Origin of the sequence: Pantoea sp. XY16 (genome assembly GCF_025153065.1) — a bacterium.
Lineage (GTDB): Bacteria > Pseudomonadota > Gammaproteobacteria > Enterobacterales > Enterobacteriaceae > Pantoea > Pantoea alfalfae.
Genome location: NZ_JANZNP010000015.1, coordinates 14,247 through 38,394, shown reverse-complemented (window position 1 = coordinate 38,394; position 24,148 = coordinate 14,247). Strand labels below are relative to the sequence as shown.

Sequence of the window (24,148 nt, the reverse complement as noted above, 5' to 3'; positions counted from 1 at the left end):
GATCGTCTACCGTCAGGCCGTCGCTAAATCCGACAGGACCGACTTCTTCAGCAAAAAAGTGACCACCTCTACAGACAGGCTCACCAGATCGGCGGGGTCCATTTCGTTGATTTCCGCCGTGGTCAGGGCCGGGGTTGTGATACGCGGCAGCACGGTGATCAATGCGTTCACGTCCATGTCCAGCAGCGCCTGCAGGCGGGTGCCGCGCAGCGCACCGGACTGCGGCTTGCGCACGGTGACGGAGGTGATTTCGGTTTTGCCGCGCAGGATCGGGGTATCCAGCTCGACGACTTTTTCATTTGGAGCGGTTTTATCAGTCATGATGCTTTTCCGTTAAAAAGAGATAAGCGGCAGGCGCGCGGCCTGCCGGTGTGATTACAGGCCCAGTGCGTTGCGGTGCGCTTCCATCAGGTCCTTACCATCCACGATGTGGATCATGTTCACGATGTCGATCTCGTAAACCACTTCGCCGTTGATGGTCAGCTTTGCGTAGCTGTTGGTTGCGGACACTTTGGTGGTGCTGGATTCACCGGTTTTCCATTCGCCGGAGTCCAGCTCCTTATAGCGCCCGCGCGTGACCAGCTCTACCGCCTGTACTTCGCCGGTATCGTCGCGCTGAATGGAGCCGGTAAAGCGCAGCTGGATGCCGTCCACGGTTTCGGTGCCAAGCTGCTTAAACAGCAGCGCTTCAGTGCCGCCTACGGTGAACTCCGTATCCAGCGCACCATCATCCAGGCCCATGTCGATGTCCACCGCACCGGCCATGCCACCGCCGCGATATTTTTCGAACTTACGGGTGACTTTCGGCAGCGTCACGGACTCAACCAGCCCCTGCCAGTTGTTGCCTGCGTTGAACACGTTCAGGTGCTTGAGTTTGCGGGGTAATGCCATCTTTCAGTCTCCTTATGCGCTGACGCGGCTGCTGAAATCGACCAGGTACTGGTCAGTGATGCGCTGGCGCAGCAGCAGGTTTTCCAGAGGCGGTACCGGCGTGTAGTCGTAATCGATCAGCAGCTTGCCCGCCTTGAGCGTGTCTTTATCGTTCACGCTCTCGTCCAGCCAGCAGTCCGCGCCAATCAGATAGCCCTGATTCACCAGGCTGCGCAGCTTCGCGCGGATGCTTTCGATGATGTCACGGGCCAGTGACGGGTTCAGCGCGCCGTCAACGGACCACATCTGCGCTTCAGCCATCGTGTCCATGAGCACCTGCGCCGTGCGGGTGTAACACTCAAACTGAAAGAGCGCGTCATCACTGAGGCAGCGGGAACCCCAGAAGCGGAAGCCGTCTTTGCGGATCAGCGTGGTCACGTCGTTCTGGTTCAGCAGGCCCGCATCAGTGGCCGGATCCTGCAGGTCCCAGAAGACGTCTTTTGAAATGCCGGTGACGCCGTTTACACCGACGTTTGACAGGGATTTATGCCAGCCGGTCTGTTCGTCGATTTTGGCACGCAGGCCCAGCGCGCGGGCGGTAGCGTAGGCCGTTGCGTCAGCCTTCAGCACGGTGTCAAAACTGATGAAGTCAGGCCAGATCAGCATCCCTTCGCGCTGGCTGAAGTTGCTGCGGTAGGCAATCGCCTCTTCAACGCTTTTGCAGCCATACGCGGACAGGTAGGCAAAGCCGCGCAGGCTCTGCGCCACGCTCAGCAGCTCGGTGGCAACGGCTTTTGTGTCGTGCCCCGGTACGCCCAGAATGCGGGGCTTTACGCCGCAGACGGACTGCGCGGCCAGCAGCGCCTTCATGCCGGTGCGCTGGCCGTCGGTCACGCCGCCGATGATGTTAGCTGTGGTTTCCGCTTCAGTTTCGCCCTGCGGCACGCGCACGACGACGGTGACGGGTTTTGACTGATCGGCGATGGCGTCCAGTGAGCGGGCCAGCGTACCGGACTCCCCGGCCTTACCGCTGGCGGTGAGTACATCGGTTAACAGCACCGGGCGGTTTAGCGGGAAGGTGGCCGCGTCAGCGTCGTCGCCCGTACAGACCAGCCCGACAATCGCGGTGCTTACTGTGGTGATGGTTCGGGTGCCCTCGTTGATTTCCTCAACGCGCACGCCGTGGTGATAATCCTGTGCCATGTGGCGGTTCTCCTGTGAAGGGGTTCCGCTATGGTCTATGGTCCGCTATGACGGGGCACGCGCTGGCTGTTGTGCCGTACCTGACACAACAGGCGCGCCGTTTTCACGCAGGGTTTTCTGTTCCGGGGCGGGGATATAGCGGTAAAGCGTCTTCACTGACACGTCCAGCACCAGTGACACCTGCAGCAGCGTTGCGCCCTGCGCCAGCATCCGCCGGGCACGCTCCACCGTTTCCGGCGTCATCTTCCGCCGCCTGCCGCCGATGCGCCCTTTATCACGCGCAGCGGCCAGCCCGGCGCGGGTACGTTCTACGATCAGCTCGCGTTCCATTTCCGCCAGGGCACCCATAACGTGAAAAAAGAACCGGCCCATCGGCGTGCTGGTATCGATGCTGTCAGTCAGGCTGCGAAAATTCACGCCCCGTTCCCGCAGCTCTTCAGTCAGCATCACCAGGTGGCGCATACTTCTGCCGAGACGATCCAGCTTCCACACAACCAGTGTGTCCCCGGACTGCAGGCAGCGCAGCGCTTTTTTCAGCCCCGGCCTGTCGCTGGTTTTCCCGCTTATCCTGTCCTCGAAAATCAGCTCACAATCTGCGCTCTGCAGCGCAATCCGCTGTAAGTCCGTGTTCTGGTCATTTGTTGACACCCTGATGTAGCCAATCAGCACGCTGAATTCTCCGCAAATGGCCGCAAGTGTGCCAGCGCAGCCCGGCACAGGGCCAGGTGTTTGTTTCTCAGAAACCTCGGTATTAGCGAAAAGTTTTCCGGGCGTTTTATGGGTTGTCAGATTTTCACCACGCCGGGCGCAATCAACTACAACCCCACTAAGGGAACTAAACGTATCAGGATTATCCTGACCGGCGGTGGCGGCAGAGGCTATGGATATCTCGGATGGGGTAATAACTTTACGAGCCGTGGCGCTGGCGGTGGCGCTGGCGGGACGGTCATTGCGTGGCTGGACGTGGACGATACTAAAGCATACCCCGGCGTGGTAGGTCGCGGCAGTGATGAAACCCTGTCTGCAACGAGCAGCACATTCAACGGTCTGCTGACGGCAGGCAACGGCGTGAATACTTCATCAGGTGATGCGGGCGGCGCGGGCGGAAAGGCTGTCGGTGGCGATTTAAATATTCAGGGCGGTGACGGCAGTGATGCACCGGGCCTTATATCGACCAGCACAAATCCTTACCGCGGCGGCTCTGGTGATGGCGGTGTGAGTTATTGGGGCGGCGGCTTCCGAAGCGGGGAAGGTGCAGTAACCGGCAAAAGAAACACCTTTGGCGCTGGCGGTAGCGGCTCTACCCGCTCGGATCCCTATATTGGCAGTTACGGCTCTGACGGGGTTATTTACATTGAGGAGTTCAGCTAATGAAAACTTATGCCCGGATTGAAAATCAACTCGTTGCTGAAATTGTCTCGCTGAATGTGAAGCCTGAAAAACTCTATCATCCGTCATTGGTATGGGTAGATATTAGCGCGCTACCCGAACAGCCCGATGTAAATTATCGCTACAGTGACGGCGTGTTTGCGGCGCCGGTTACAGAAGCTGAAAACGCAGTGCTGATTGCCAGCAGCAGGCTGGCTGCTGAAATGGATGAAGCAAACAGGACAATCGCGCCGCTTCAGGATGCGGTCGATATCAGCATTGCAACAGACGAGGAGACTATCCGACTGTCAGAATGGAAGCGTTACCGGGTGGCACTCAGCCGGATTGATACCAATAAAGCGCCAGACATCGAATGGCCGGTCATGCCGGAATAAGCGAAGCCCGCAATGCGGGCTTTTTTCATGCGGGCTGTTCAGGCCAAATGATATTTTCCATGTCTTTCGTATTAATCCGCATCAGCATGACGCGGTATTTTTTCCAGGCGATAAGCTGGCTTGCCTCATCATCTGTCGCTATCCCCAAATCGCTCGCATCCTGCAGGGGTTGAATGGCCGTATCGGCTTCAGATCTCAACCTGCTGAGCTTGTCTTCGGCCTGGCTGATAAGTTCTTCTGTTGTTGGCAGCGGCCGATCAGTCAGGCACGGAAGCATGTCAGCACCGCAGGCAATCAGCTTTCCGTCTGCCTGTCCGGCGAGTAAGTCAGCCCATTTTTTATCGGTGATTTTTACGGCATCATCAGGGATAACCAGATTGATGCTGGTATCGTAAAAAGCATTTGCAGATGGTGAATATTTTTTCATTCAGTACCCCAGCGCCAGCCATGTAATTCCCTGAAGAGTTGAGTCAGGGCCTGTATTTGTGAGATCAAAAGAGGATTTATTACGAAATCCCGCCCCTAAACCATACTCACCAGACGACGGTAAAGCCGATCCCTTGCAGGCGATCACGACGACACCCGCATTTGGGAATTCAATCGGCAGAACAACGGTTGTGGTTGTTTTCTGCTTAAAGCCACCAGAACCCCACTGCAGAATCACACCGTTTGGTAGCCGAGTGTAACCATTGCCCGATTTTACAGCGGCGAAGAAACTCATATCAGGCAGCTGATCAGCGCCATTACCGACAGTCTTTTTTGCTGCATCGCCTAAACCGAGGTTTTTGAGAGCGTCAGCAACCAGCCCGGCGTCTTTGATTTCTGCCAGGGCACTTGCGATCTGCAGGTACTGGCTGTGTGGATTTTTAGCATCGGTATGACTTTTCATTACGCTGTCAGCGTAGGCTTTTACCTCGATCACAGCATCATCAACATATTTACGCGTTGCCAGCACCACGGACGGGTCAATCTTAAGGGTGATGGCGTCGGTGCTGTTGATAATCAGGATCATGCGCACGGTCTGCGTGCGGCCACTGCCTTCCTGCAGTGCAGGTTTGTAGGTTTCCGGCGTGTTGCATACCGCGATCAGCGTGCCGTCGGCATCAAAGAGTCCCATTTCTCTGATCCAGAATCCTCCCGACGTTTCGGGGATCACCTGTTCGGCAATCATCTGGCTGGCGTTGGCCGGGTCAATGCTCAGCGTGTTGATGGCTGCGCGGCGCACCTCGTTAACCAGCTTTGTCTGGCTGGCGTTCGGTGTAGGCAGCGTTCCCCCGCCGTCACCCACGGCCATCTGTGTGATATTCAGTTTTGTGCCGAGTGCGGCAGCGTTGGCAATTTTTGCCGCGCCCAGGTTGGTTACGATTGCATAGTATTTTTGTGTCATGGTCCCACTTCCATCAGATCAATAACGTGAACCGCCGCGCCGCCATAAACTGCACCGCTGACGGAAATAAGTTCCGGGGTATACGGATAAACGGTCAGGTCATCACCGTCATAACTGGCCGCCGCCATGCGTGTTTCTCCGCTGACCTGCAGGTTAATTGACATCCCCAGCAGATGACGGCTGCAGGGCTTCGCATCGCTGATCAGCCGCTCAAGTTCCTGATAGGTTTCTTCAGTTATGCCCTGGTCCTGCACGCCGATGTCCAGCCGGAACGTGCCCGGCGTCTCACTGGTTTTCCACCACTCAATAACCCGGATCAGAAAGCCGAACGGCTCAACCACGCGACGGATGGCGCTGATGGTGCCTTTGTGCTGATGGATGTAAAACGCATCGCTCACCACCTGCCGCTTGACGCTCTCCGCCCAGCTTTCGTCCCAGCGGTCTACTGAAAACGCCCAGGCCAGATAGGGCAGAAAGCTCACCGGGCAGGTGGCCGGGTTCCATAAGTCGCGCAGCGGCACGTTCAGCCCGGAAATTCCGCTGCAGGCTTCTGCCAGGCGGCGCTCAAGCGCAGACGAACCGGGCGGCATCAGGCTGCTGTTGCTCATGTGACCCCCTGATCGCCCGCTACGGACACATCCGTGCCGGTGCAGTAGCCCGCCTGCGTTCGGTCCATGATGATGTCCTCCGCCGGTTCGGTGATTTCCACCCAGTCCACTCCGGCCACGCGCATCACCGCCCCGTATGACTCACGCCGCACGCTGCGGCCCAGCTTTTTCTGCTCGGTCAGGTAAGCGGCCAGCTTCGCGTTTGCCGCCTCAAGGCAGGGACCGGCGGCCACCCCGTCGAACAGGTGAAGCCGGGCCTTCACGCTGTAGCTGCGGATGGTCGCCCCCTGAACCGTCACCCGGTCGGCTACCGGGCGCACGCTGTCTGCGCTCAGCGCGGTATTCACTGTGGTCAGCAAATCCGCTGCTGCCGTGCCGTCGCCCTCACGGCTCAGGACGGTGACCAATACCGTCGCCGGTGACGGGCTGGTTGCAGACACGTCCTGCACCCGGCCATCGGCGCTTTTTGCGTGGAACTCATACGCGCCCGTCGGCCCGGCCACGCTCAGCCCCTCAAACGCTTCCGGCACGCGCACGCGCAGATCATCGTCCGATTCCATTACCGCATCCACCGGCGGCACCGCGTCGGGGTTCGCAGGGGTAACAGTCAGGCGCTGTACGTTGTTGCGGGCGGCCATCTGGTCCAGATCGCTGCCGATGGCGTAGGCCACCATCACCGCCTGCGCCGCCTCGTTAATGCGCTGGCGCAGCAGAATTTCCCGGTAGACGTTCTCCTGCAGGCTTTTAACAATCGGATCGGACTCCAGCGCCAGCACGCGGCGCATGGCGGCCTGTTCATCCGCCGGATAAAGCGCAATCAGCGCCTCTTTACGCTCTGCCAGCAGCGATTCAAAGTCCGGCACCTCAATAATCTGCGGTGCAGGCAGCTGAGAAAGGTCAATTACCGCCACTGTTCACCCCCGTTGAAACCGTCAGAGAAAGCGGTGAGCCGTCGGCGCGCTGGCCGCTCAGATCAACCTGCATAGAGCCGTCCGCATTGCGCGTGATGTTTACCGAGGCCAGCCGGATGCGTGGCTCCCAGCGGCTCAGTGCGGTATAGGTGGCGGCCATTATCTGCAGTTCGGTGGTGTCGTTCTGCGGCCAGTCAATCATCGCGGACAACATCGAACCGTAACCACGCCGGGCAATGCGGCTCCCTTCGGGGGTGATCAGAATGTCGCGCACACTCTGGCGGATGTGTTCGATGTCAGTAATGACTTCGCCGGTGTCGCGGTTCATGCCGAGATACATCACTGCGGGCCTCCTGACGTGTCGGTGCCGGTCTTCACTTTGTTGTGTAAGTGCTTATCAGCAATCACGCCGTTAGAACTCATTGAACCGCCGCCGTGGGTCACATCACCGTTCATCGTGGTGTCACCGTTAATCCGTATCTGGCTGGCCTCTATCCCCAGCGCGTCGGTTATCAGCTGAATGCCGTCCTCCGCCTCAATACGCACGCTTTTAATATTCTTTATCAGCAGCTGGCCGTTTTCCGGCTCGTACTGAAACCAGCCGCCGTCCTTAAACACGGTAGTGGTGCCGTCCTCCGAATAGTCGGGCGGCGGGAAGGCCTCGGAATAAATGGCAGGCAGCGCAAAGGCAGTTTCGAGGTTGCCGCCCAGGCTCAGCAGCACGACCTGTTCCCCCACGGTGGGCTTCCACCATGTGCGTGTGTTACCGGCGCGCAGGGTGAGCCAGTTGATCCAGTTGGTTTCGAGGTCGCCCATTTTCACCCGGCACAGCCAGTTCACCGGGTCCACTTCGGACACAATGCCGGTGCGGATCAGGTTGGTGATAAGGCGCATAATTTCGGTGAGTTGTGTATTCATAATGATGAATCGTGACACAGCTAATTCAAATTCAGTAAAAAGTGTGCTTGTATGGTTTCTCACACAAAACATAAAAAGGAATGTTTAGACTATGAGTAAGGTCAATCTTGGAGATAGTACAAAAGGTGTTGAGACTTTATGGCGATATATGTCTCTTGATAAGTTTATTGACTTACTTGATACTTCAGAGTTGTTTTTTTCATCCCTTTCCTCTTATAGTCAATCCGATCCTTTCGAGGGTTTACTTCCGCAAGTAACTTCTAAACCTATTGGGGATGTATTCGTTGAAAGAATCGAAGTTTTAAAAAAAGAAGTGGACAAGGCAGAGTCTTATATTAAAGGGCTTAACGATAAAGCAACGCCATCACAGTTATCGGCATTAAATGCGGCCAGGCAGCAAATCACTACGCTAACCGATGATTTCAATCAGAGTTATATTGATGTAATTCATTCAATTACTGTAAATTGCTGGCACAGTAATGACCATGAATCGGAAGCCATGTGGAAACTTTATAACGAAAACCATAAAGGCATTGCGATAAAAACATCTTTGGAATCACTGGTGTCTGCTTTTAAAGATAATGATGATGAACATGAAATATCAATCGGAAAGGTGAAGTATATTGATTACTTTGATAGTAGCCTGACCAAAGATGATTGTGTAGTAGACGGGACTATTTCTCCATTATTGAAAAGATTGTCATTTAGCCATGAGAATGAAGTTAGAGTTTTCATCTCACCAAATGTGGCTGAAGGTGAGGTTCTTGAGGGCCGTAAGCCCTTGAGAATTAAAGTTGATTTAAATTCATTGATTGAAGGCGTTTATATATCCCCCTATGCGTCAGGTCTTTTTACGTCGAGTGTAAAGGCTATTTGTAAAAAATACCTAATTGAAGAACAAAAAGTTCATGCCTCTGGGTTATTTTCAGGTGTTGAAGGTCTAACAAAGCTTGTAAATAATTCTTAATAATTTTTTATCATGGTGGTTGATAAAGTATTAGGCAAATTTTTTAATCCTTAATCAACCACTTGCTAAGTGATTCATTTATTAGTATTTCAATCTCAATACTGACTCCTAACAATTTCCTTTCTGGGTATTTCACAATCGGGCCGCGACGGCTTACCCGGTCCCGCAGGCCGTAGTGATGGACGCGGGCCAGCTTCTGAACCCCCGGCACAAAGGCAACCTCAGCGGCATCTGCATTCGCCTGCGCCTTCAGATACTTCGCTGTTTTCAGCTTCGCAAACATGCCGCGACGGATGCGGCCCTTTTTGCTGCGGGCACTGACACGGCGCGGCTCCCATGCGGTGCCGTCAGGCGAGCGCTGCGCGGTGATGTTTGCCTGCTGAATGCGGCGCACGTCGCGCGCCACCTCGCGCAGCATCTTTTTCCGGGCGGCAGGCTCCAGCTGCGACAGCAGCGCCGCCAGCCAGGCATCCACTTCATGAAGTTCAGCCACGTTTCACCGTCCAGGATTCCTCCGGTACGTCCGGCTCCGGCACTGCCTCAATCCGGGCTTTGCCATCCTCTTCAGTCATAATCACACGCTCTGACAGCTTCAGATCCATGCTGATGTCACAGCGGTCATTTGCCAGAATGTCCACCTCAAACGAAAACAGCCTTTCGCGCGCCTCGCTGTTCTGCAGTGCGTCGGGCTGATTTTCCTGCAGCCATAAAAGCACCGGGGCCATCAGCAGGTTCTGATCGCCGGTGAAGTCGGTGATCACCACGTTCAGGGTGTAGCGATACTCCCACGACAGGGACGCGGCGGACGTGGCGACCAGCTGGCCGCTGTCCACGAACAGGTGCAGGCGGTCCGGGTTATCGGCCACGTAAGGGACCGACTTATTCAGGGCGCTGCGTAAGGACTGCGGCTTGTTCATCGTTTTTTTCCTGACAGCTGATGATGGTATCGACCTTACCGGCACATGCCGCCCAGGCGGCCTCCGTTTCGTCCAGCAGGGCCAGAAGGTCGCCGTTAGTGCGCGGCGAGGCCGGGTCCAGCTGGCAGCGGGTGATTTTCGGACAGCCACTCACGGTAAGATCCACCTCCTGAGAGGGCCGGTCGCTGGCGCAGCCGGACAACAGGATCAGGCAGAGCGGCATCAGCCCAGCGGCGAAGGTCTTCATTTTCACGTTTCAGTTCCTCAATCTTTCGCTGCCGGTCGCGCAGCAGCTGGCCGTTGCGTTCGGCGGCGGCGTAAAGCTGCGTCTGCGCCTGGCTGCTGGTCTGCGTCAGGATATTCAGTGCAATCAGCTGGCTATTTTTCTGGCTCAGCTTTTTGCCCTGACCCGCAATGGTGGTCTGCTGCGCATCAATCCTGCCGTGGGCGCTGCTCAGCCGGTAAGACTGCACGCCGGTGACAAGCAGCAGGATCAGCACGATGGCGGCCATTGCGCGCGTCATGCTGCGGCCCGTTCAGGCTCTGCCAGCTGACGCCGCATAATGGAGAAAATCACCATCATCAGCAGGTAAAAGACCAGGGTGATAACCCAGCCGGAAAACGCCAGCGTCAGCACAATCAGCAGCTTGAGCACCCAGCCATAAATCCGCCCAATCAGAGAAGATCTGTCCGGGACAAAGAACTTACGCAGTGCTTCCTTAAACTCCTCCCGTGTTTTGACTTCTGCGTAAAGCACCAGAACACTGCTGGCAGACAGTAACCCGGTGATGATATTTAAGAGCCACGTCACTGCTACAACTACATTCACGGCAGCGCCCTGCGGATGAAGCAATCCGGCCAGCACTACCATCAGATAAATAACCATTACCAACCGACCCGCTAATTTCTCTTTCATCTGCTCAGACTCCTTTAAGGCACCATGCCAGCTCACGCCCGCGCCGGTTATCCAGCCCCTGATTAAATACGCCTTTCACGTACACCCAGCGCGGCAGCTGATAACACGCCTCGCGCCATTTACCCTTTTTCAGCAGCGACACCATCGTGGAGCCGCACACGTTGCCGGTGCCAACGTTAAACGCCAGCGACACCAGCGCGTCATAAACCTGCTGCGGCATGGAAACCGCCACGCAGCGCGCCAGTGCCGCCTCAGTGCGCAACACGTTGGTAATGAAATTCCCCGCCGCCTGCCGTTCCGTTATGGACTTACCCGGCACAACGCCGGACGTGTTACCAATGCCGTCGGTCCAATTTCCCGCGCTGCACTGGTACGGCTGCAGGCGGCAGCCCTCATAGTCGGCAATCAGCCGCAGCCCCTCCACGGAGGTGTGCAGCTGCTGAAAGCCGGGCATTGATGCGGCCAGCGCCAGCACCACGCCCACGGCGCAGCGTTTAACGGTCTGCAGATTCATATTCACTCCGCGTAATGCGCCCGCTTGCCAGCAGCTGGTAGGTTTTGTGTTTGTAGTACCAGCTGATAAGCGCCATCAGCAGGCCGATAAGCACACCGGCCACGGTGGACATGTCTTTCAGGTCCATGCCGCCCAGCCACGCCATCACTACCGCAATGCACCAGGTTAAAAAGGTGGTGATTTTTTCCCACATGATTCAGTCCCAAAGCTGGACGGCCTGCACGGTGGCCGTCGCTGTCACGTCCGGCAGCTCCACTTCCAGCCCGTGAGGTAAGAGGGGACCGTGCTCCGCCAGCCCCGGATTTGCCTGCAGCACCTGTTCCGTCATGCCCTGCGTGCGCCCGTAGTGACGCCAGCAGAGTGCGTCCACCGTGTCATATTGCTGCGCACGCACCTTCATCAGATAAGCTCCACGGTGCAGTGCGGCATGTCCTGCACGCGGCTGACGGCCCAGCGCGCATCGCGCCAGAGGTCGCCGCTGGCATCAGCCAGTTCTTCGCCGCGCTTCACGGCGGAGGCGGTGGCGTCAAAATCCTGATAGCGCTCGTTCAGCACCGCGCGCGTCCAGCACCACACCGCATTTTCATAGTGATGCAGCCGCACGCTCACACCGGCCAGACGCTCCGCCGGAACGTCTGCCAGGCCGTTATGACCGGCCAGCTCCTGCCGCTCACGCCACGGGTAAAGCTCCGCGTTAACCTCGGCCATCGCGGTCAGTACCACCTGACGCAGACGCTCCGGCGTCACGGTGCCGTCAACGCGCATGACGCTGCGGAACTTCGCCAGATCAACATCCGGCCAGAATGAATTGTTGGGGATGATGTCCGGCGTTCCCGTCGCCTTCTGTGGCGCGATAAATTCCATTGCTCTGTTACTCCTGAATAGGTGGGCGGTGGACGGGGTTTTGATGCGGCGCTGCCTGTCGCCACCCCGTGCCGCCCCGCGCGTGGGCACGTCCGGTTATCAGCTGGCGTTACGGATTTTCCGCTCCAGCTGCTCAATGTCTTTTTTAACGCCGCATTTGTCGTCCAGCTGCAGGGCGCGCTTCAGATGGTTCAGCGCGGATGCCGGGCTGCTTTCCGTCAGCACCCATCCGATGGACTTATGCAGACGGGCGCGTGACTGATCGGGCATGTCGTGCGCGTCCACAACTTCCAGCGCCTCCAGCAGCAGGGCCGGATCAAAAGGCGTCTTTGCCAGAATGGCGGCCTTTGCCGCGTCGGCAATTTCTTCGGCCAGCACAGTCGCCGTGGTGCGTTGTCCCAGCGGCATCGCCCAGGCGTGCTTCAGTGCATGGCGGCCAATCGCCAGCGCACCGGCATAGTCACCGGCGTCAACGCGCCAGAGCATCACGTACATCAGCACGTCGTCCTGTTGTGTGCCGTCCGCGCTCAGCACGCCCTCAGCCCAGGCGGCGTACTTCGGCAGCACCTCCACCTTGATTTCAGCTTTTCGGACGTTGGACTGAATGCCCTTGAGGCGGCGGCGGTCTTCGTTCAGCTGCAGCAGCATCAGGTCATAGCCCTTTGTGCTGCGGCCACTGCCGCCCGACCGGGCGGCCTCCTGTGCCTGAATAAAGCGCGTATGCGCGCGGAAAGGGTTAGTCACGGGTTACGCTCCGCCTTTGCTGTCGCCACCGGTCTGCGTGGTGTCCGCGCTGGCGGCTGAACTGCCTGCATCATTCATGGACTTGACCACGCTGGCCGCCACGGTGGCGATGCGTGCGATTTCCGCTTCGCTCATTTCACCTGACGTTTTTTCCGGCTCCTGCTCTTTTTCCGGCTCCTGCTCCAGCAGCTCGATGTTTTCCACCAGGCAGGTACAGTCGTAGTCCTCGACCACGTAAGCCTCGTTGACCGACTCAAGGTTTTCGATGCGGTCACGTTTCGGGTTGTCGATGATGGAGCGGCGGCGCGTCTCTTCCTGCCAGTAGATGGACAGGTTATCCAGACGGGTGATCAGCAGCGCATTCGCCGGGAAGTACGGCGCACGGACTGCCTGCAGGCCGCCGATGCGCTTCTGACTGATGATCAGATCAGCGGCCAGCGCTTCGGTGTTGGGCTGGCTCTGATTGACCAGCGGGAAATACTTATCAGCCAGCAGCTGGCGTCCGCAGATAACCACCAGTTCGGTGTCGTCCTGATACTGCACGCCGATTTTTTCCGACACCGCGCCCATCACCACGGCATCCAGGTTACGGAACAGGCCGTTTTTACCCACGGTGATTTTGTCCGACACCACCTTGCCATCGTCACCGATGTGCTGACCCAGCACCTGCGACGGTTTTTCCTGGCGGATTTTCTCCAGCCAGCCGATATTCACGTCCTGCAGCAGCGGGTTCTGTACGCGGTTAGAGGTTTTCTCACGCTTCAGGCCGTTGAAGCCGATCATGATGCGGTCCAGCGCCTGACGCTTCACGATGGCATCACGGATGCGCACCTGGAAATCGCTGAACTTCGCCCACATGTCCAGCTTTGAATAAGGCAGCGCCGTGTCAAAGTTGGTCTGTGTGCATTTATAGCCGTCGCCGTCGATGTAGGTCGGATCGGTAGGCTCGCGCTCTTTCTGGGTGGTATCGGTGGTGCCCGCAATGGTGGTGCCGATCCCCAGCCCCAGCCGTTCGCCGCTCTGCTCACTGACCGGCATGATGTTGATGGCCTGCAGGAACGCGGACGACTCCTGAATTTTGCTTTCCAGCGTCTGCGACACGGACGGCTCAATGGTGAATTTGCTGTTCAGCGCGGACAGGTCAATCTTGTTAATTTCTGCCAGCACCGACATGTAAGCATTCAGCTTAAAACGGGTAGTATTTTTCATCGCTTCGCTTTCTCTGTTCGTTAAAAAGGTTTGCCGCCGCTGTATCAGCAGTCGGTGCGCACTTCGCCGCCGCTGCCGTTACCCTGCGTGCGCGGGCGGACCTGCTGGCGGCCATCTTCCCGGCTCAGCTGCTGCTGCAGTTCGGTAAAGTCCGCCTGCAGCTGTTCGCGCTTCAGCACTTCCTCACCCAGCGCACTGCTGAAATGTGATTTCAGGCTGTCGGCCTGTTCGCTCAGTGCCGTTTCAATGCGCGCGCTCAGGTCCTGCTGCTCCGTGGCAATCAGCTCAACGGCCTGATGCACATCACTGAAGCGGTCCGCGTCGGCCTGCTGCTGCTTGCTGAACATCGCCTTGATGCGGGTAAACAGGGCGGGCTTTTCGTCGGCCACGTCCTCAAACTCGATCAGGGTTTCTTCAGCGGCGGAGAAAACGTTGTCAGGATGCTGCTTGCGATTTGCCAGCGGGTTCGCCCCGGCGCTGGCGCTGAACTGCAGCATTTCGGTGCCGAGGCTGGCCGGATCATCGGTCACGGCCAGGCCAATCAGATAGGCCGCGCCGGTGTCCGCGAACTCCGGGCGGATTTCCATAGAGGTAAAGATTTTCTGCATAGTGCCGGTCAGCGTGACCAGCTCGTCAGTCGGGTTGATCAGGGCATACAGCCCCAGCTTGCCTTTCAGCGGGCCGTCGCTGATTTCTTCGGCGTCCAGCGCTTCCACTACGCCAAAGCGGCGAAACGGGCTGTCAGGCGTATAGCCCTTGATGTGCTCCATGTTGATCACGGCGGTGTACAGCTCAGGGCTGTAATTTGCCGCCATCTGCTCAAGCCAGCTGCGCTCGATGGTGCGCCCGTCCGTGGTGGCACCTTCCACCCCGATACGAAAACGCTTTGCTTTCTTTGCCATTGTCCAGGCTCCGGTCAGTAAAACTCTGTGAGGCTCTATGGTTGCGGCGGCAGGGGTATCGAAACAACGCGCGGACGTTGTGCGGGAAACCACACAATGAGGGATGGCGGAAAAGGAAGCGGCGGGGCCGTATTTTGGCTGCATGAACATGACACCCGCCCCCGACGACCTCGATCCCCGCAGGCAGGCTTTACTGCTGTACTTTCAGGGATACCGCATCGCCCGCATTGCTGAAATGCTGGGAGAGAAACCCGCAACCGTTCACAGCTGGAAAAAGCGCGATAAGTGGGGCGACTATGGCCCGCTGGATCAGATGCAGCTGACCACCGCCGCACGCTACTGCCAGCTCATCATGAAGGAGCAGAAGGAAGGGAAGGACTTTAAGGAAATCGACCTGCTGGCGCGCCAGTCCGAGCGCCACGCCCGAATCGGTAAATTCAGCAACGGCGGCAATGAAGCGGACCTGAACCCGAACGTGGAGAACCGGAACAAAGGTCCGCGTAAGCCCCCGGAAAAGAACCTGTTCAGCGACGAACAGATTGAGAAGCTGCAGGAGGTTTTCCACGGCTCGATGTTCGGCTATCAGCACCAGTGGTGGGAAGCCGGTAATAAATATTCGGTACGCAATCTGCTGAAGTCGCGCCAGATTGGTGCGACCTTCTTTTTTGCCCGTGAGGCGCTGATCGATGCGCTGACCACCGGGCGCAATCAGATATTCCTGTCAGCCAGTAAGGCGCAGGCGCACGTGTTCAAGCAGTACATCATTGAATTTGCCCGCGAGGTGGACGTAGACCTGAAGGGCGACCCGATGACGCTGAGTAATGGCGCGTGCCTGTATTTCTTAGGCACCAACGCCCGCACCGCGCAGAGCTATCACGGCAATCTGTACCTGGATGAATATTTCTGGATCCCGAAGTTTCAGGAACTGCAGAAAGTGGCGTCCGGCATGGCGCTGCACAAGAAATGGCGCGAAACCTACTTTTCCACCCCGTCCAGCCTCACGCACAGCGCCTATCCGTTCTGGTCCGGTTCGCAGTTCAATAAGGGCCGGGCCAAAGCTGACCGTGTAGATATCGATCTCAGCCATCAGTCACTGGCCGCCGGTCGCCTCTGTGAAGACGGCCAGTTTCGCCAGATTGTCACGGTTGAAGATGCGGTGCGCGGCGGCTGTGACCTGTTTGACCTGGAGCAGCTGCGCACGCGCTACAGTCCGGAAGACTACCAGAACCTGCTGATGTGCGTGTTCATGGACGATCTGGCGTCGGTGTTCCAGCTGGCCATGCTGCAGAAGTGCATGGTGGACAGCTGGGAAGTCTGGACCGATTTTGAAGCGCTGGCGCTGCGGCCGTTCGGCTGGAAAGAGGTATGGATCGGCTATGACCCGGCGAAAGGAACGCAGAACGGCGACAGTGCCGGATGTGTGGTCATGGCACCGCCTGCTGTGCCGGGCGGTAAGTTCCGCATCCTTGAGCGCCACCAGTGGCGCGGGATGGACTTCCGGGCGCAGGCTGACGCCATCAGGACGCTGACGCAGCAGTATAACGTCACCTATATCGGCATCGACTCCACCGGCGTCGGGCTGGGCGTGTACGAGAACGTCAAAGCCTTCTTCCCGCAGGTGAAAGAGTTTGTTTATAACCCGAACGTGAAGAACGCCCTGGTGCTGAAGGCTTACGACACCATCGCCAGCGGGCGGCTGGAGTTTGACGCCAGCCACCTCGACATCGCGCAGTCCTTCATGTCTATCCGCAAGGCCACCACGGCCAGCGGCAACCGTCCGACCTATGAAACCAGCCGCAGCGAAGAAGTCAGCCACGGCGATTTAGCCTGGGCGACCATGCACGCGCTGGCAAACGAGCCGCTGCAGGGACAGGCGGCACACACGCAGAACATTGTGGAGATTTATTAATGAGCAAACGCAGGAACCGCACCCGCACGCAGCCCGTGCCGCAGCCGGATAGCATGACCAGCGGGGCAGCGTCTGAGGCGTTTACCTTTGGCGACCCGATCCCGGTGCTGGACCGCCGCGAACTGCTGGACTACGTGGAGTGCGTAATCAATGATCGCTGGTATGAACCGCCCGTAAGCGTTGACGGGCTGGCGCGCACGTTCCGCGCCGCCGTGCATCACAGTTCACCCATCAGCGTAAAGTGCAATATTCTGGCGAGTACCTTTATCCCGCACCGCCTGCTGAGTCAGCAGGCGTTCAGCCGCTTTGCGCTGGATTACCTGATTTTCGGCAATGCCTACTTAGAGAAGCGGACCAGCCGCCTCGGTAACGTGCTGAAGCTTGAGCCGTCGCTGGCGAAGTTCACCCGGCGCGGCCTTGACCTGGACACGTACTGGTACGCGCACTACGGCATTAATACTGAGCCGTATGAGTTTGCGAAGGGCAGCGTGTTTCACCTGATGGAGCCGGACATCAATCAGGAGATTTACGGCCTGCCTGGCTACCTGTCAGCTATCCCGTCTGCGTTGCTGAATGAGTCGGCCACGCTGTTCCGCCGTAAGTATTACCTCAACGGCAGCCACGCGGGTTTCATCATGTATATGACCGACCCGGCGCAGAGCCAGCAGGACGTGGACAATATCCGCGGCGCCATGAAAAGTGCGAAGGGCCCTGGCAACTTCCGCAACCTGTTTATGTACAGCCCTAACGGGAAAAAGGACGGCATTCAGATCATCCCGCTGTCAGAGGTAGCGGCAAAGGATGAGTTTCTGAATATCAAGAACGTGAGCCGTGACGACATGCTGGCCGTGCATCGCGTACCGCCGCAGCTGATGGGGATCATCCCGAACAACACCGGTGGGTTTGGGGACATTGAGAAGGCCAGTAAAGTGTTTGTGCGTAATGAACTCATGCCTTTGCAAAAGCGTTTTGAAGAACTGAACGGATGGCTAGGTGAGGAGGTGATTCGTTTTGCACCGTATGCGCTGGATGCCGAATAGCAGACACAAAAAAGCCCGGCTTAGCCGGGCTTCATGCAAAACGCAGTTATGGAACTAAGCCGCTTTACGGCGTTGCTTAGATCTTCCATGGAGTTCGTTTCCTTCAAACTTCCCATGCTTCAACATTTTGGGGGCCGCTTGAAGTAGATCTTCCATTGCGACGCCCATACGGGTGAAAACCTCAGTTACTGCGTACTGTTTCTGAGTTTTCTTGTCACTATGCGTCATAGTCATGATTTCCTCTTAGAGGTTTAACCTCGTTGTCATCCGGTGTGTGGTTGGATGTCAGGCGCAGTATTCTAGCACTGCGCAAAAATTTATCTACTACTTGTTAGCTTTAAATGTAACTTTTAACCGTACTAACAATTGTAGCAAATGGTGCCGAAAGCAACTCTAAATCACCATCGAACCCATACTCTTTGTAATAGTCGACAACATCTTGATTGAGTGGTTCCGGGATACGGATCTCAGTGCATCTTGCTGCAAAACCAAAGAAGTAAACAGCAAACAAGGTCACTAAAAACATATTGCCTGTCAAAGGGTGACCTGGATCATCTCTGACAAAACATTCAACGAAGTGAATGTCGAGTACGCCAGTTTGTTCATCAAAGGTACACAAAGCAGCGCCACAAGGAATGTGTTTTTGCTGACCTTCGAGCAGTTTCAGACAAAACTCAAACTTGTCATCGCGGTTACCGAACTTTGAAAAACCATAGTCCCATTCAAGTTCAGCAAAGCGAGTGGTAAGGAGTAGAAAGTCTTCATCCTTGATTGGCCCTACAGCCAAAGGCATCTCAAGAGCCTCCAGTAACATCTGAAGGTTGTTGATGCTTACGCTAGCTATCTGCTCTAAGTTCAATTCACGTTCCCTAATCGCAACATTAAAGTTTAGATACTCTAATGTCATTTTCGGCTGAACTCTAGAAATCTTTAGAGTGATCCTAGCAGACGTTTCACAAACTTGACCAACTATCACTGCAATCACATTCGAAGACAAAATCTACAATCAAGCACTATGGAAAAACAATAGGGCAGACCTATTTTTGTTACGCGCCGCATTTTTTGTTTCTCTGACTTTGCTTTGATGCGAACGTCTCATAAGGCATCATTTAAGTACTCATGAACTGATAAACATACTACCAAACTGCGCTTCAATGAACGTCAAATGGCTGTAGTGTTTTGAAAAGCATACCTCGCCAGGCTAGCCAGAAAACGCATATGGACTGTTTTGAATGAGCCTGCCATAACCACTAATACAGTCCAATCGAGACTCACAGCGGCCCGGAAATTGCGCCGCATTCTGACCGCCTGCACCCCTCAGCGCGCGCTCGTAGCCCCGCCACGCCTGCCCGCTTTATGCAGTGGTTTTCATGCACCTGCATGACATAAGCAAAAGCCCGCCAGTACTGGCGGGCCGGAGGGCTAACGATCCTTTTGGGATCATGCGGATTCATGCAGCATAGACATGCACTCATGCGCATGGAGTCAGAACAGTGAAAGGTTATTATCCAGGGATATGTATTTCACATCAGCCGGGGCAGAATTTTTCACCGCCTGCAGGTATAAAAGTCCCTGTGAAAGAGAAACAGGGGCGGGGATTTCAAGCCAGAAAACACCATCATAAGTCCGGCCCAACCAGAACCCGCCGCCGTTCTCTTTTGGCCGCTGAAAGAAGACCAATCCGCCAGGCGCATAATCAGTCAGGCTTTCGCCCCGGTAAACTACCTGATAATTTGAATCGCTACCGGCCATCGCCTAACGCCTCGCAAAGCTCGTTGTTCAACCTTGCCAGCGGCAAAAATGAATTTTGACGCCAGCAACGTTATCAGTGTTGGTACTGCCAGCTATCGTCTTCCCATACTGCCTGCAGAATATCCATAACATTCTTTTTATCATCGTCCTGCCTGACGCCGCTCAATGTGACGCCGTTGGCGCTCCCTTCCCGAATGCGGATAGTAGTATCAGGATAAACTGGCAGAAAATTACGATAGAGTTCGGATTCAAGGGCCGAAAGAATATCCTGACTGATTTTTTGTTGTTTATTAATCATGATTTCAATACGCATTACGATCCCTCTGTTATTCAGCAGCGTAAAAAATTTCATCTTCAGGGACATTCTCACAGCCTGACTGCGCCAGCTCTGCAATGATGCTCATTGCTAACTTCATGTCGGACGGCTTGCAATTCGCTATAAGCGATACCTCTGCAATGAACTGAACGCAGGCCATCTTACGGTTTATTGGTGCCAAATCTTGAGTGTGCATTTACCCCTCCCTTTACTCTAAAGACTGTATAACCATACAGTAGTAGATGCGTTAAGAAATGTGAAATGTTTTTTCATTCAATCGGACCTAATCCTAAAAATGAAAAATGCAATCTCGGTAAATCCAACCTGTTATTTTGATTAGATAAAGCCTTACTTGCATGTTAATGGCTGCTCCTTGTATGCAGGCTTAGTCAATTCAGACCCATTGACGCCACTTATCATCTTCCTGCAGCCGCGCATTCCGGTAGAAAATGCGCATACCTGCACCAGAATCCAGACTCCCCCCTGACAGAAGCAGGTTAGTTTCTCTTTCATCCCCGGTAAAACCTCTTACCCGTAGCTCTGCAACCAGTAGCGCACGCTGATCATCGTCAATTTCCTGCTTATAACTCTGCTTCTGGCGCGGCTTCACCACCCGGAGACGCGCCAGCAGATCCCGGCGCTGTTTTCTGGTCATGTTGTCGAAGTCTGCCGGGCCATAAAGAGGCGCTTCGCCAGGCTCAACAGGTTCAACTGATACCTGAATGCCCCCTGAAATGTTCATTTTTTCATCAGGGGGACAGTTATTGCCACGAGTCCAAGGGGCGCAAGCGCCCTGGTCGGCTGTCGCCTCCTGAACGTCAACGGCCTTACGAACCATTTTCCACTTCGTTGCGTGCGTGCAGATGCGGCCAGCCACTAACGGGGACCAGATGCCATAAATGCGGGTGCCGTGATCACCGTAAGGGGTTGGCTCGTCGTTAAGCTCGTAAGCAGTCCTGACGATGTGATGTTTACGTGGAACAAGCACGCCACCCTGTTTCATGATGTAGGTGGCGAAGCAGCCTACATCTGCAGCGGCCAGCACGGCGTCCAGCTGCGCGTTTTCAAGTACCGGCGCACCGGCCTTTTTATCGCTCTGATTTCTCAGCGCCTGACCGGCAAGCAGGCGCAGTTCCCGGTAAGCCTGACGGCCCGGAATGCCAAAGAAGCGGAACTGCTGAACACGATGAAGTGACGCCCAAGCGCCTACGTTCTCTGCACTGTCACGCAGTGATTTACCTGTTTCTGCGCTGATTTCATCAGACAGGCCACGTCCGTCGATATTCTTGCTCACGTATTTGGCTATATAACTGGTTGGCGAACCTTTGCGCGGGTTGATCAGCTCAGCTTTAAAGCGTGGCCCGGTATTGTTGCCAAGCTCTTCGCGGTCTTCGCGGATGGCAAATTTCCGCAGCAGTGCGGTAACTGAACGGCGCTCCTTTTTACGCATGAAGCACAGCAGGTGCCAGTGTACTGTTCCATCATGATGCGGCTCAGCAACCCGCACGCCGTACCAGCGCATCCCGGCTTTATGCATGGCTTTGCGGAAGGCAGCAAAGGTATCAACCAGATAATCACTGCTCTGGCGAACGGTGGCCGTGGTCCACTTTGGATTGGGCCTGCCGTTGTTAAGCGTTGCGTGGAAACGTGACGGGCAGGTGATGGTATAAAACACGGCGCAGTCGCCGCGCATTTCCGCGATAAGCTCCAGCCCCTTAACGCAGGCCATCATCTCATTGCGGCGGTGAGCAGGATTACTGTTACTGGCATTCACCACGTCTTCCATATCCAGCGTATCGCCTTCATTGCTGACCAGCTCATGCGAACGGAAGAACTCCAGAGACTTCCTGCGCTGCTCACGCTTATGGATCACCGCTTCAAAGCTGACGTAGGGGGACGCTTTTTTGTTGACCAGGCAGACAGCACGCAGCTGCTCTTCACGCCATTCACAACGCAGCTGCCATAACTTGCGATACCACCAATCTGCGCAGAGCATACGGGCCAGTGATGGCGGGATCAGATCATAGGGCACGGGTTTGCGGCGGCGCTTTTTGCGGCGCAGCTGCTCAAAGGCCGGGGGGATTACGTCCAGACGCATCGCTTCCGCTGCAACAAGTTCCCATGCCTGGCGGACCTGCTCCGGCGTCACGTCGTCACTGACGAACAGATGGCCGCTGGCTTTATCCAGACACATGCTCATGTGCGCAGCGACCAGTGTTGATAAACGCTTGACCTGATTCTGGTTCATTTCAGGCAATGCCAGCAGGCCGTCCAGCCCGTCGTGACCGGCCATAAAACGGAAGGTGGCAGAAATCTGGCTTTCGCGCACGCGGGCCAGCCTCTCAAGGCAGGGGCGGATCGTCTCGCGCAGGTAACGGGAATAAGCCTGCGGCCTGCCGAGATTGTGGAAAAACTTAACCCGCTCCATAAGAGGCTTGCTGATGTGTGAAGGCTGGGCGCTGACATCTGCCACGATGACCAGATCGGGATTAAACTGCTGCTGTTCGCGGGCCATCTTTGCCCGGCTGATAATTCTGTCCTGCACAATTTCGCGCTGAACAGGATCGCGTGACTCATTGAAAAAGTAGCGGTCCCAGACCTGATCGCTCACTGCCTCACGGCGCAGTTGCTCCTGCTCATTATCCGCAGCATAGAGAGCGATCAGGTTTGAAAGCGCAGACACCGGCGCAACTTCCGCCGGGTCCAGCTGTGGATTGATGGCCTTTTTAGGGGCATTCCACGGATATGCTAAAGTCTCAGTCATTCCGCTTAACTTCATGACCAGCCTCACGAATCGCATAGGCGATCATGTCTTTAGCAACGCGATATTTTACATTTGAACCGCAATAGACCCGGAAGTCTGGAATTTCTACGGGCCTTGCAGAGCAGGCCGGCACGCCGCCAGTTACCTGTAGCTCCTGAAGCTGTGCAAAGTACTGATCGGACTGACCAGACACAAAAGCGAATTCCTCTTCCAGTTCACTGACTCGCGATTCTGCATCCAGTGTGCGCTTCTCAACAGATTCGAAAGCCTTGATAAGTCGCTTTAGCGCCCACGCTTCATACATCTGAACAATTTCGTGCTCAGCAGATTGGCAATCAACCAAGTTTTCAACCAGTTCAGATGCCAGTTTTGTTAGCGTCTGATTATTATCGTGGATCATGATGCAATCCTTTTCTGAAGTGATGCGGGGTTACGGGTAGCGATAATTTCCGCTGCCTGCTTCTTCTCACCTGCAGCAACCCCAACAGAGCGGGGGGCAGTAACTTTGGTCAGGTCAAATTCGCGGAAGATGCTGCGGGTAAACAGGGTGTCGCTGTTTGAAATGATGACCGGGTTACGATCAGAGATACCCAGCAGGATGCAGGCCAGCGCGTGCTGATCATCGTCGCTGAACCCATCGGTGTGATAAGCGGTGAACGTGCCGTGATACGGCGGATCGCAGTAAACGACATCACCGGCACGGACCATGCTCAGGGTTTCGCTGTACCCCAGACATTCAAACGTCGCGCGCTGAGCCTTTGCGGCAAACGCTTCGATTTCGGCCAGCGGGAAATATGGCTGCTTGTAATGGCCGTAAGGATTATTAAATTCGCCGCGCTTGTTATAGCGGCAAAGGCCACGGTAGCCGTGGCGGTTCAGGTAAAGGAATTGCGCAGCACGTTCCAGCAGTGGCAGCGCCGCGTTGAAGTTAAAATCTTTGCGAACCTGATAATAATTTTCTTCAGTTTGATTCTGATTAAAGAGCGATAACGCGATGACAATAAACGGGCGCGTATGCTCTTTAACCTGACGATAGAGGTTAATCAGATCGGGATTAACATCCGCCACCAGATAAGCCGGGTAATCCGTATTCATCATGACGGCACAGGAACCGGCAAACGGCTCTACAAGGCGATCACCGGCGGGCAGGTGCTTAATCAGCTCAGGCATCAGGCCGGACTTGCTGCCAGCCCATTTCAGGATGGTTTTCATGACGCTGCCCCTTTGTAATGCACGCTTTTCAGCTCACTGACTTCTTTACAGGTCACGCAGAGGGAAACGCCCGGCAGTGCGCGGCGGCGCAGCTCCGGGATTGCTTCGCCGCACGACAGGCAGAAAAACTCACTCGCCCCTGCCGGGCGGTGAGTTGCGTTAGCCAGATTGCGCGCCAGTTCTTCCTGCACGCGCTGCTGTACCATGTCCATTGAATCAGCCATCAGTGCAGCTCCTGTGCCTGATTCTTGTAACGCTCTGATTCTCTTTCCAGTAGCTCAATGATTTCGGTTGCTGACATTTCCTTTTTACGGGCATGGATAGCCAGCGCGGCAATATGAATAGAAGCCGCCAGAGCATCGTCACTGCGCTGTTCAGATTTGGCCTTACTCAGCAGGGCGATCAGCGCGTCCTCATCAGCTTTAAAATTACGGGTCTGGATATTTCGCATTTCTCTTTCTC

The 24,148-nt window shown here is 55.8% G+C and carries 36 protein-coding genes; 5 read left to right on the top strand and 31 right to left on the bottom strand.

Annotated features, from left to right (window positions below):
• Window positions 1-12 precede the first annotated feature (12 nt).
• From N1689_RS19200 to N1689_RS19185, 4 genes are read right to left on the bottom strand one after another with little or no spacing between them, the layout of a single operon-like run.
• A complete protein-coding gene (locus N1689_RS19200) occupies window positions 13-321 on the bottom strand; it encodes a phage tail assembly protein (RefSeq protein ID WP_137244587.1) in 309 nt (102 codons plus the stop codon).
• Window positions 322-375: 54 nt separating this feature from the next.
• Window positions 376-891, bottom strand: coding sequence for a phage major tail tube protein (locus N1689_RS19195; RefSeq protein ID WP_009086863.1), 516 nt, complete (start codon window positions 889-891; stop codon window positions 376-378).
• Between the two features lie 12 nt (window positions 892-903).
• On the bottom strand, window positions 904-2,073 hold the full coding sequence (locus tag N1689_RS19190; RefSeq protein ID WP_137244586.1) for a phage tail sheath protein: 1,170 nt from the start codon (window positions 2,071-2,073) through the stop codon (window positions 904-906).
• Between the two features lie 45 nt (window positions 2,074-2,118).
• Window positions 2,119-2,742 carry a recombinase family protein gene (locus N1689_RS19185; RefSeq protein WP_260059885.1) on the bottom strand — a complete coding sequence of 208 codons (624 nt, stop codon included), beginning with the start codon at window positions 2,740-2,742 and terminating at the stop codon, window positions 2,119-2,121.
• 108 nt (window positions 2,743-2,850) lie between these two features.
• Between N1689_RS19185 and N1689_RS19180 the strand changes: the two genes are divergently transcribed.
• Together N1689_RS19180 and N1689_RS19175 are read left to right on the top strand one after the other, a co-directional pair.
• Window positions 2,851-3,444 carry a hypothetical protein gene (locus tag N1689_RS19180; RefSeq protein WP_260059883.1) on the top strand — a complete coding sequence of 198 codons (594 nt, stop codon included), beginning with the start codon at window positions 2,851-2,853 and terminating at the stop codon, window positions 3,442-3,444.
• The gene (locus N1689_RS19175; protein WP_260059882.1) at window positions 3,444-3,836 is read left to right on the top strand and encodes a tail fiber assembly protein; all 393 of its coding nucleotides are present in this window, start codon (window positions 3,444-3,446) and stop codon (window positions 3,834-3,836) included. The genes N1689_RS19180 and N1689_RS19175 overlap by 1 nt, the downstream gene beginning before the upstream one ends.
• A gap of 25 nt (window positions 3,837-3,861) precedes the next feature.
• Here N1689_RS19175 and N1689_RS19170 read toward each other — a convergent pair whose 3' ends face one another.
• From N1689_RS19170 to N1689_RS19145, 6 genes are read right to left on the bottom strand one after another with little or no spacing between them, the layout of a single operon-like run.
• Window positions 3,862-4,263: a tail fiber assembly protein gene (locus N1689_RS19170; protein ID WP_260059881.1), complete on the bottom strand. Its 402-nt coding sequence runs from the start codon at window positions 4,261-4,263 to the stop codon at window positions 3,862-3,864.
• Window positions 4,264-5,223, bottom strand: coding sequence for a phage tail protein (locus N1689_RS19165; protein ID WP_260059879.1), 960 nt, complete (start codon window positions 5,221-5,223; stop codon window positions 4,264-4,266).
• Window positions 5,220-5,831, bottom strand: coding sequence for a phage tail protein I (locus N1689_RS19160; RefSeq protein WP_260059876.1), 612 nt, complete (start codon window positions 5,829-5,831; stop codon window positions 5,220-5,222). The genes N1689_RS19165 and N1689_RS19160 overlap by 4 nt, the downstream gene beginning before the upstream one ends.
• Window positions 5,828-6,742, bottom strand: a complete 915-nt coding sequence (locus tag N1689_RS19155; RefSeq protein ID WP_260059874.1) for a baseplate J/gp47 family protein — start codon at window positions 6,740-6,742, stop codon at window positions 5,828-5,830. The genes N1689_RS19160 and N1689_RS19155 overlap by 4 nt, the downstream gene beginning before the upstream one ends.
• Window positions 6,729-7,082 (bottom strand): GPW/gp25 family protein, encoded by a 354-nt coding sequence (locus N1689_RS19150; protein WP_260059978.1) that lies wholly within the window; start codon window positions 7,080-7,082, stop codon window positions 6,729-6,731. The genes N1689_RS19155 and N1689_RS19150 overlap by 14 nt, the downstream gene beginning before the upstream one ends.
• Window positions 7,082-7,660, bottom strand: coding sequence for a phage baseplate assembly protein V (locus N1689_RS19145; protein ID WP_260059871.1), 579 nt, complete (start codon window positions 7,658-7,660; stop codon window positions 7,082-7,084). The genes N1689_RS19150 and N1689_RS19145 overlap by 1 nt, the downstream gene beginning before the upstream one ends.
• A 91-nt stretch (window positions 7,661-7,751) precedes the next feature.
• Between N1689_RS19145 and N1689_RS19140 the strand changes: the two genes are divergently transcribed.
• Complete coding sequence (locus N1689_RS19140) at window positions 7,752-8,627, top strand: DUF2971 domain-containing protein (protein ID WP_260059868.1); 876 nt, start codon at window positions 7,752-7,754, stop codon at window positions 8,625-8,627.
• Window positions 8,628-8,670: 43 nt separating this feature from the next.
• Here the strand turns inward: N1689_RS19140 and N1689_RS19135 are convergent, their stop codons facing one another.
• From N1689_RS19135 to N1689_RS19080, 12 genes are all read right to left on the bottom strand, one after another.
• A complete protein-coding gene (locus tag N1689_RS19135; protein WP_260059865.1) occupies window positions 8,671-9,120 on the bottom strand; it encodes a phage virion morphogenesis protein in 450 nt (149 codons plus the stop codon).
• Window positions 9,113-9,544, bottom strand: coding sequence for a phage tail protein (locus N1689_RS19130; RefSeq protein ID WP_260059863.1), 432 nt, complete (start codon window positions 9,542-9,544; stop codon window positions 9,113-9,115). Before N1689_RS19130 ends, N1689_RS19135 begins: the two co-directional genes overlap by 8 nt.
• Window positions 9,507-9,746, bottom strand: coding sequence for an Rz1-like lysis system protein LysC (gene lysC, locus N1689_RS19125; RefSeq protein ID WP_260059860.1), 240 nt, complete (start codon window positions 9,744-9,746; stop codon window positions 9,507-9,509). Before lysC ends, N1689_RS19130 begins: the two co-directional genes overlap by 38 nt.
• A complete protein-coding gene (gene lysB, locus N1689_RS19120) occupies window positions 9,640-10,068 on the bottom strand; it encodes an Rz-like lysis system protein LysB (RefSeq protein ID WP_260059858.1) in 429 nt (142 codons plus the stop codon). Before lysB ends, lysC begins: the two co-directional genes overlap by 107 nt.
• Window positions 10,065-10,460 (bottom strand): DNZ54_00345 family protein, encoded by a 396-nt coding sequence (locus N1689_RS19115; protein ID WP_260059855.1) that lies wholly within the window; start codon window positions 10,458-10,460, stop codon window positions 10,065-10,067. The genes lysB and N1689_RS19115 overlap by 4 nt, the downstream gene beginning before the upstream one ends.
• 4 nt (window positions 10,461-10,464) lie before the next feature.
• Window positions 10,465-10,974: a lysozyme gene (locus N1689_RS19110; RefSeq protein ID WP_260059852.1), complete on the bottom strand. Its 510-nt coding sequence runs from the start codon at window positions 10,972-10,974 to the stop codon at window positions 10,465-10,467.
• Entirely contained in the window at window positions 10,955-11,167 is a 213-nt protein-coding gene (locus tag N1689_RS19105; RefSeq protein WP_260059848.1) for a phage holin family protein, read from the bottom strand. Before N1689_RS19105 ends, N1689_RS19110 begins: the two co-directional genes overlap by 20 nt.
• Window positions 11,168-11,170: 3 nt before the next feature.
• A complete protein-coding gene (locus N1689_RS19100; protein ID WP_033786650.1) occupies window positions 11,171-11,374 on the bottom strand; it encodes a tail protein X in 204 nt (67 codons plus the stop codon).
• Window positions 11,374-11,838 carry a head completion/stabilization protein gene (locus N1689_RS19095; RefSeq protein WP_137244569.1) on the bottom strand — a complete coding sequence of 155 codons (465 nt, stop codon included), beginning with the start codon at window positions 11,836-11,838 and terminating at the stop codon, window positions 11,374-11,376. The genes N1689_RS19100 and N1689_RS19095 overlap by 1 nt, the downstream gene beginning before the upstream one ends.
• 99 nt (window positions 11,839-11,937) lie before the next feature.
• Window positions 11,938-12,582, bottom strand: a complete 645-nt coding sequence (gene gpM / locus N1689_RS19090) for a phage terminase small subunit (protein WP_260059841.1) — start codon at window positions 12,580-12,582, stop codon at window positions 11,938-11,940.
• A gap of 3 nt (window positions 12,583-12,585) precedes the next feature.
• A complete protein-coding gene (locus N1689_RS19085; RefSeq protein WP_260059838.1) occupies window positions 12,586-13,791 on the bottom strand; it encodes a phage major capsid protein, P2 family in 1,206 nt (401 codons plus the stop codon).
• 44 nt (window positions 13,792-13,835) lie between these two features.
• The gene (locus tag N1689_RS19080) at window positions 13,836-14,693 is read right to left on the bottom strand and encodes a GPO family capsid scaffolding protein (RefSeq protein ID WP_260059835.1); all 858 of its coding nucleotides are present in this window, start codon (window positions 14,691-14,693) and stop codon (window positions 13,836-13,838) included.
• 142 nt (window positions 14,694-14,835) lie between these two features.
• On the opposite strand from N1689_RS19080, the gene N1689_RS19075 reads away from it, so the two are divergent.
• Window positions 14,836-16,602, top strand: a complete 1,767-nt coding sequence (locus N1689_RS19075) for a terminase ATPase subunit family protein (RefSeq protein WP_260059977.1) — start codon at window positions 14,836-14,838, stop codon at window positions 16,600-16,602.
• On the top strand, window positions 16,602-17,642 hold the full coding sequence (locus N1689_RS19070; RefSeq protein ID WP_260059833.1) for a phage portal protein: 1,041 nt from the start codon (window positions 16,602-16,604) through the stop codon (window positions 17,640-17,642). The genes N1689_RS19075 and N1689_RS19070 overlap by 1 nt, the downstream gene beginning before the upstream one ends.
• Before the next feature lie 337 nt (window positions 17,643-17,979).
• Here N1689_RS19070 and N1689_RS19065 read toward each other — a convergent pair whose 3' ends face one another.
• The 9 genes from N1689_RS19065 to N1689_RS19020 all read right to left on the bottom strand — a co-directional run bounded on the left by N1689_RS19065 (window position 17,980) and on the right by N1689_RS19020 (window position 24,137).
• On the bottom strand, window positions 17,980-18,501 hold the full coding sequence (locus N1689_RS19065; RefSeq protein ID WP_260059832.1) for a hypothetical protein: 522 nt from the start codon (window positions 18,499-18,501) through the stop codon (window positions 17,980-17,982).
• 626 nt (window positions 18,502-19,127) lie between these two features.
• On the bottom strand, window positions 19,128-19,394 hold the full coding sequence (locus tag N1689_RS19055; RefSeq protein WP_260059825.1) for a hypothetical protein: 267 nt from the start codon (window positions 19,392-19,394) through the stop codon (window positions 19,128-19,130).
• A 73-nt stretch (window positions 19,395-19,467) separates the two neighbouring features.
• Entirely contained in the window at window positions 19,468-19,707 is a 240-nt protein-coding gene (locus N1689_RS19050) for a DinI-like family protein (RefSeq protein ID WP_253419753.1), read from the bottom strand.
• Between the two features lie 13 nt (window positions 19,708-19,720).
• Window positions 19,721-19,906 carry a hypothetical protein gene (locus N1689_RS19045; RefSeq protein ID WP_260059821.1) on the bottom strand — a complete coding sequence of 62 codons (186 nt, stop codon included), beginning with the start codon at window positions 19,904-19,906 and terminating at the stop codon, window positions 19,721-19,723.
• Window positions 19,907-20,104: 198 nt separating this feature from the next.
• Window positions 20,105-22,474 (bottom strand): replication endonuclease, encoded by a 2,370-nt coding sequence (locus N1689_RS19040; protein WP_260059819.1) that lies wholly within the window; start codon window positions 22,472-22,474, stop codon window positions 20,105-20,107.
• Window positions 22,467-22,874 (bottom strand): hypothetical protein, encoded by a 408-nt coding sequence (locus tag N1689_RS19035; RefSeq protein ID WP_260059816.1) that lies wholly within the window; start codon window positions 22,872-22,874, stop codon window positions 22,467-22,469. Before N1689_RS19035 ends, N1689_RS19040 begins: the two co-directional genes overlap by 8 nt.
• Window positions 22,871-23,686, bottom strand: a complete 816-nt coding sequence (locus tag N1689_RS19030; RefSeq protein WP_260059813.1) for a DNA adenine methylase — start codon at window positions 23,684-23,686, stop codon at window positions 22,871-22,873. The genes N1689_RS19035 and N1689_RS19030 overlap by 4 nt, the downstream gene beginning before the upstream one ends.
• Window positions 23,683-23,910, bottom strand: a complete 228-nt coding sequence (locus N1689_RS19025; protein ID WP_260059810.1) for a TraR/DksA family transcriptional regulator — start codon at window positions 23,908-23,910, stop codon at window positions 23,683-23,685. Before N1689_RS19025 ends, N1689_RS19030 begins: the two co-directional genes overlap by 4 nt.
• The gene (locus N1689_RS19020; RefSeq protein WP_260059806.1) at window positions 23,910-24,137 is read right to left on the bottom strand and encodes a DUF2732 domain-containing protein; all 228 of its coding nucleotides are present in this window, start codon (window positions 24,135-24,137) and stop codon (window positions 23,910-23,912) included. The genes N1689_RS19025 and N1689_RS19020 overlap by 1 nt, the downstream gene beginning before the upstream one ends.
• Window positions 24,138-24,148 lie beyond the last annotated feature (11 nt).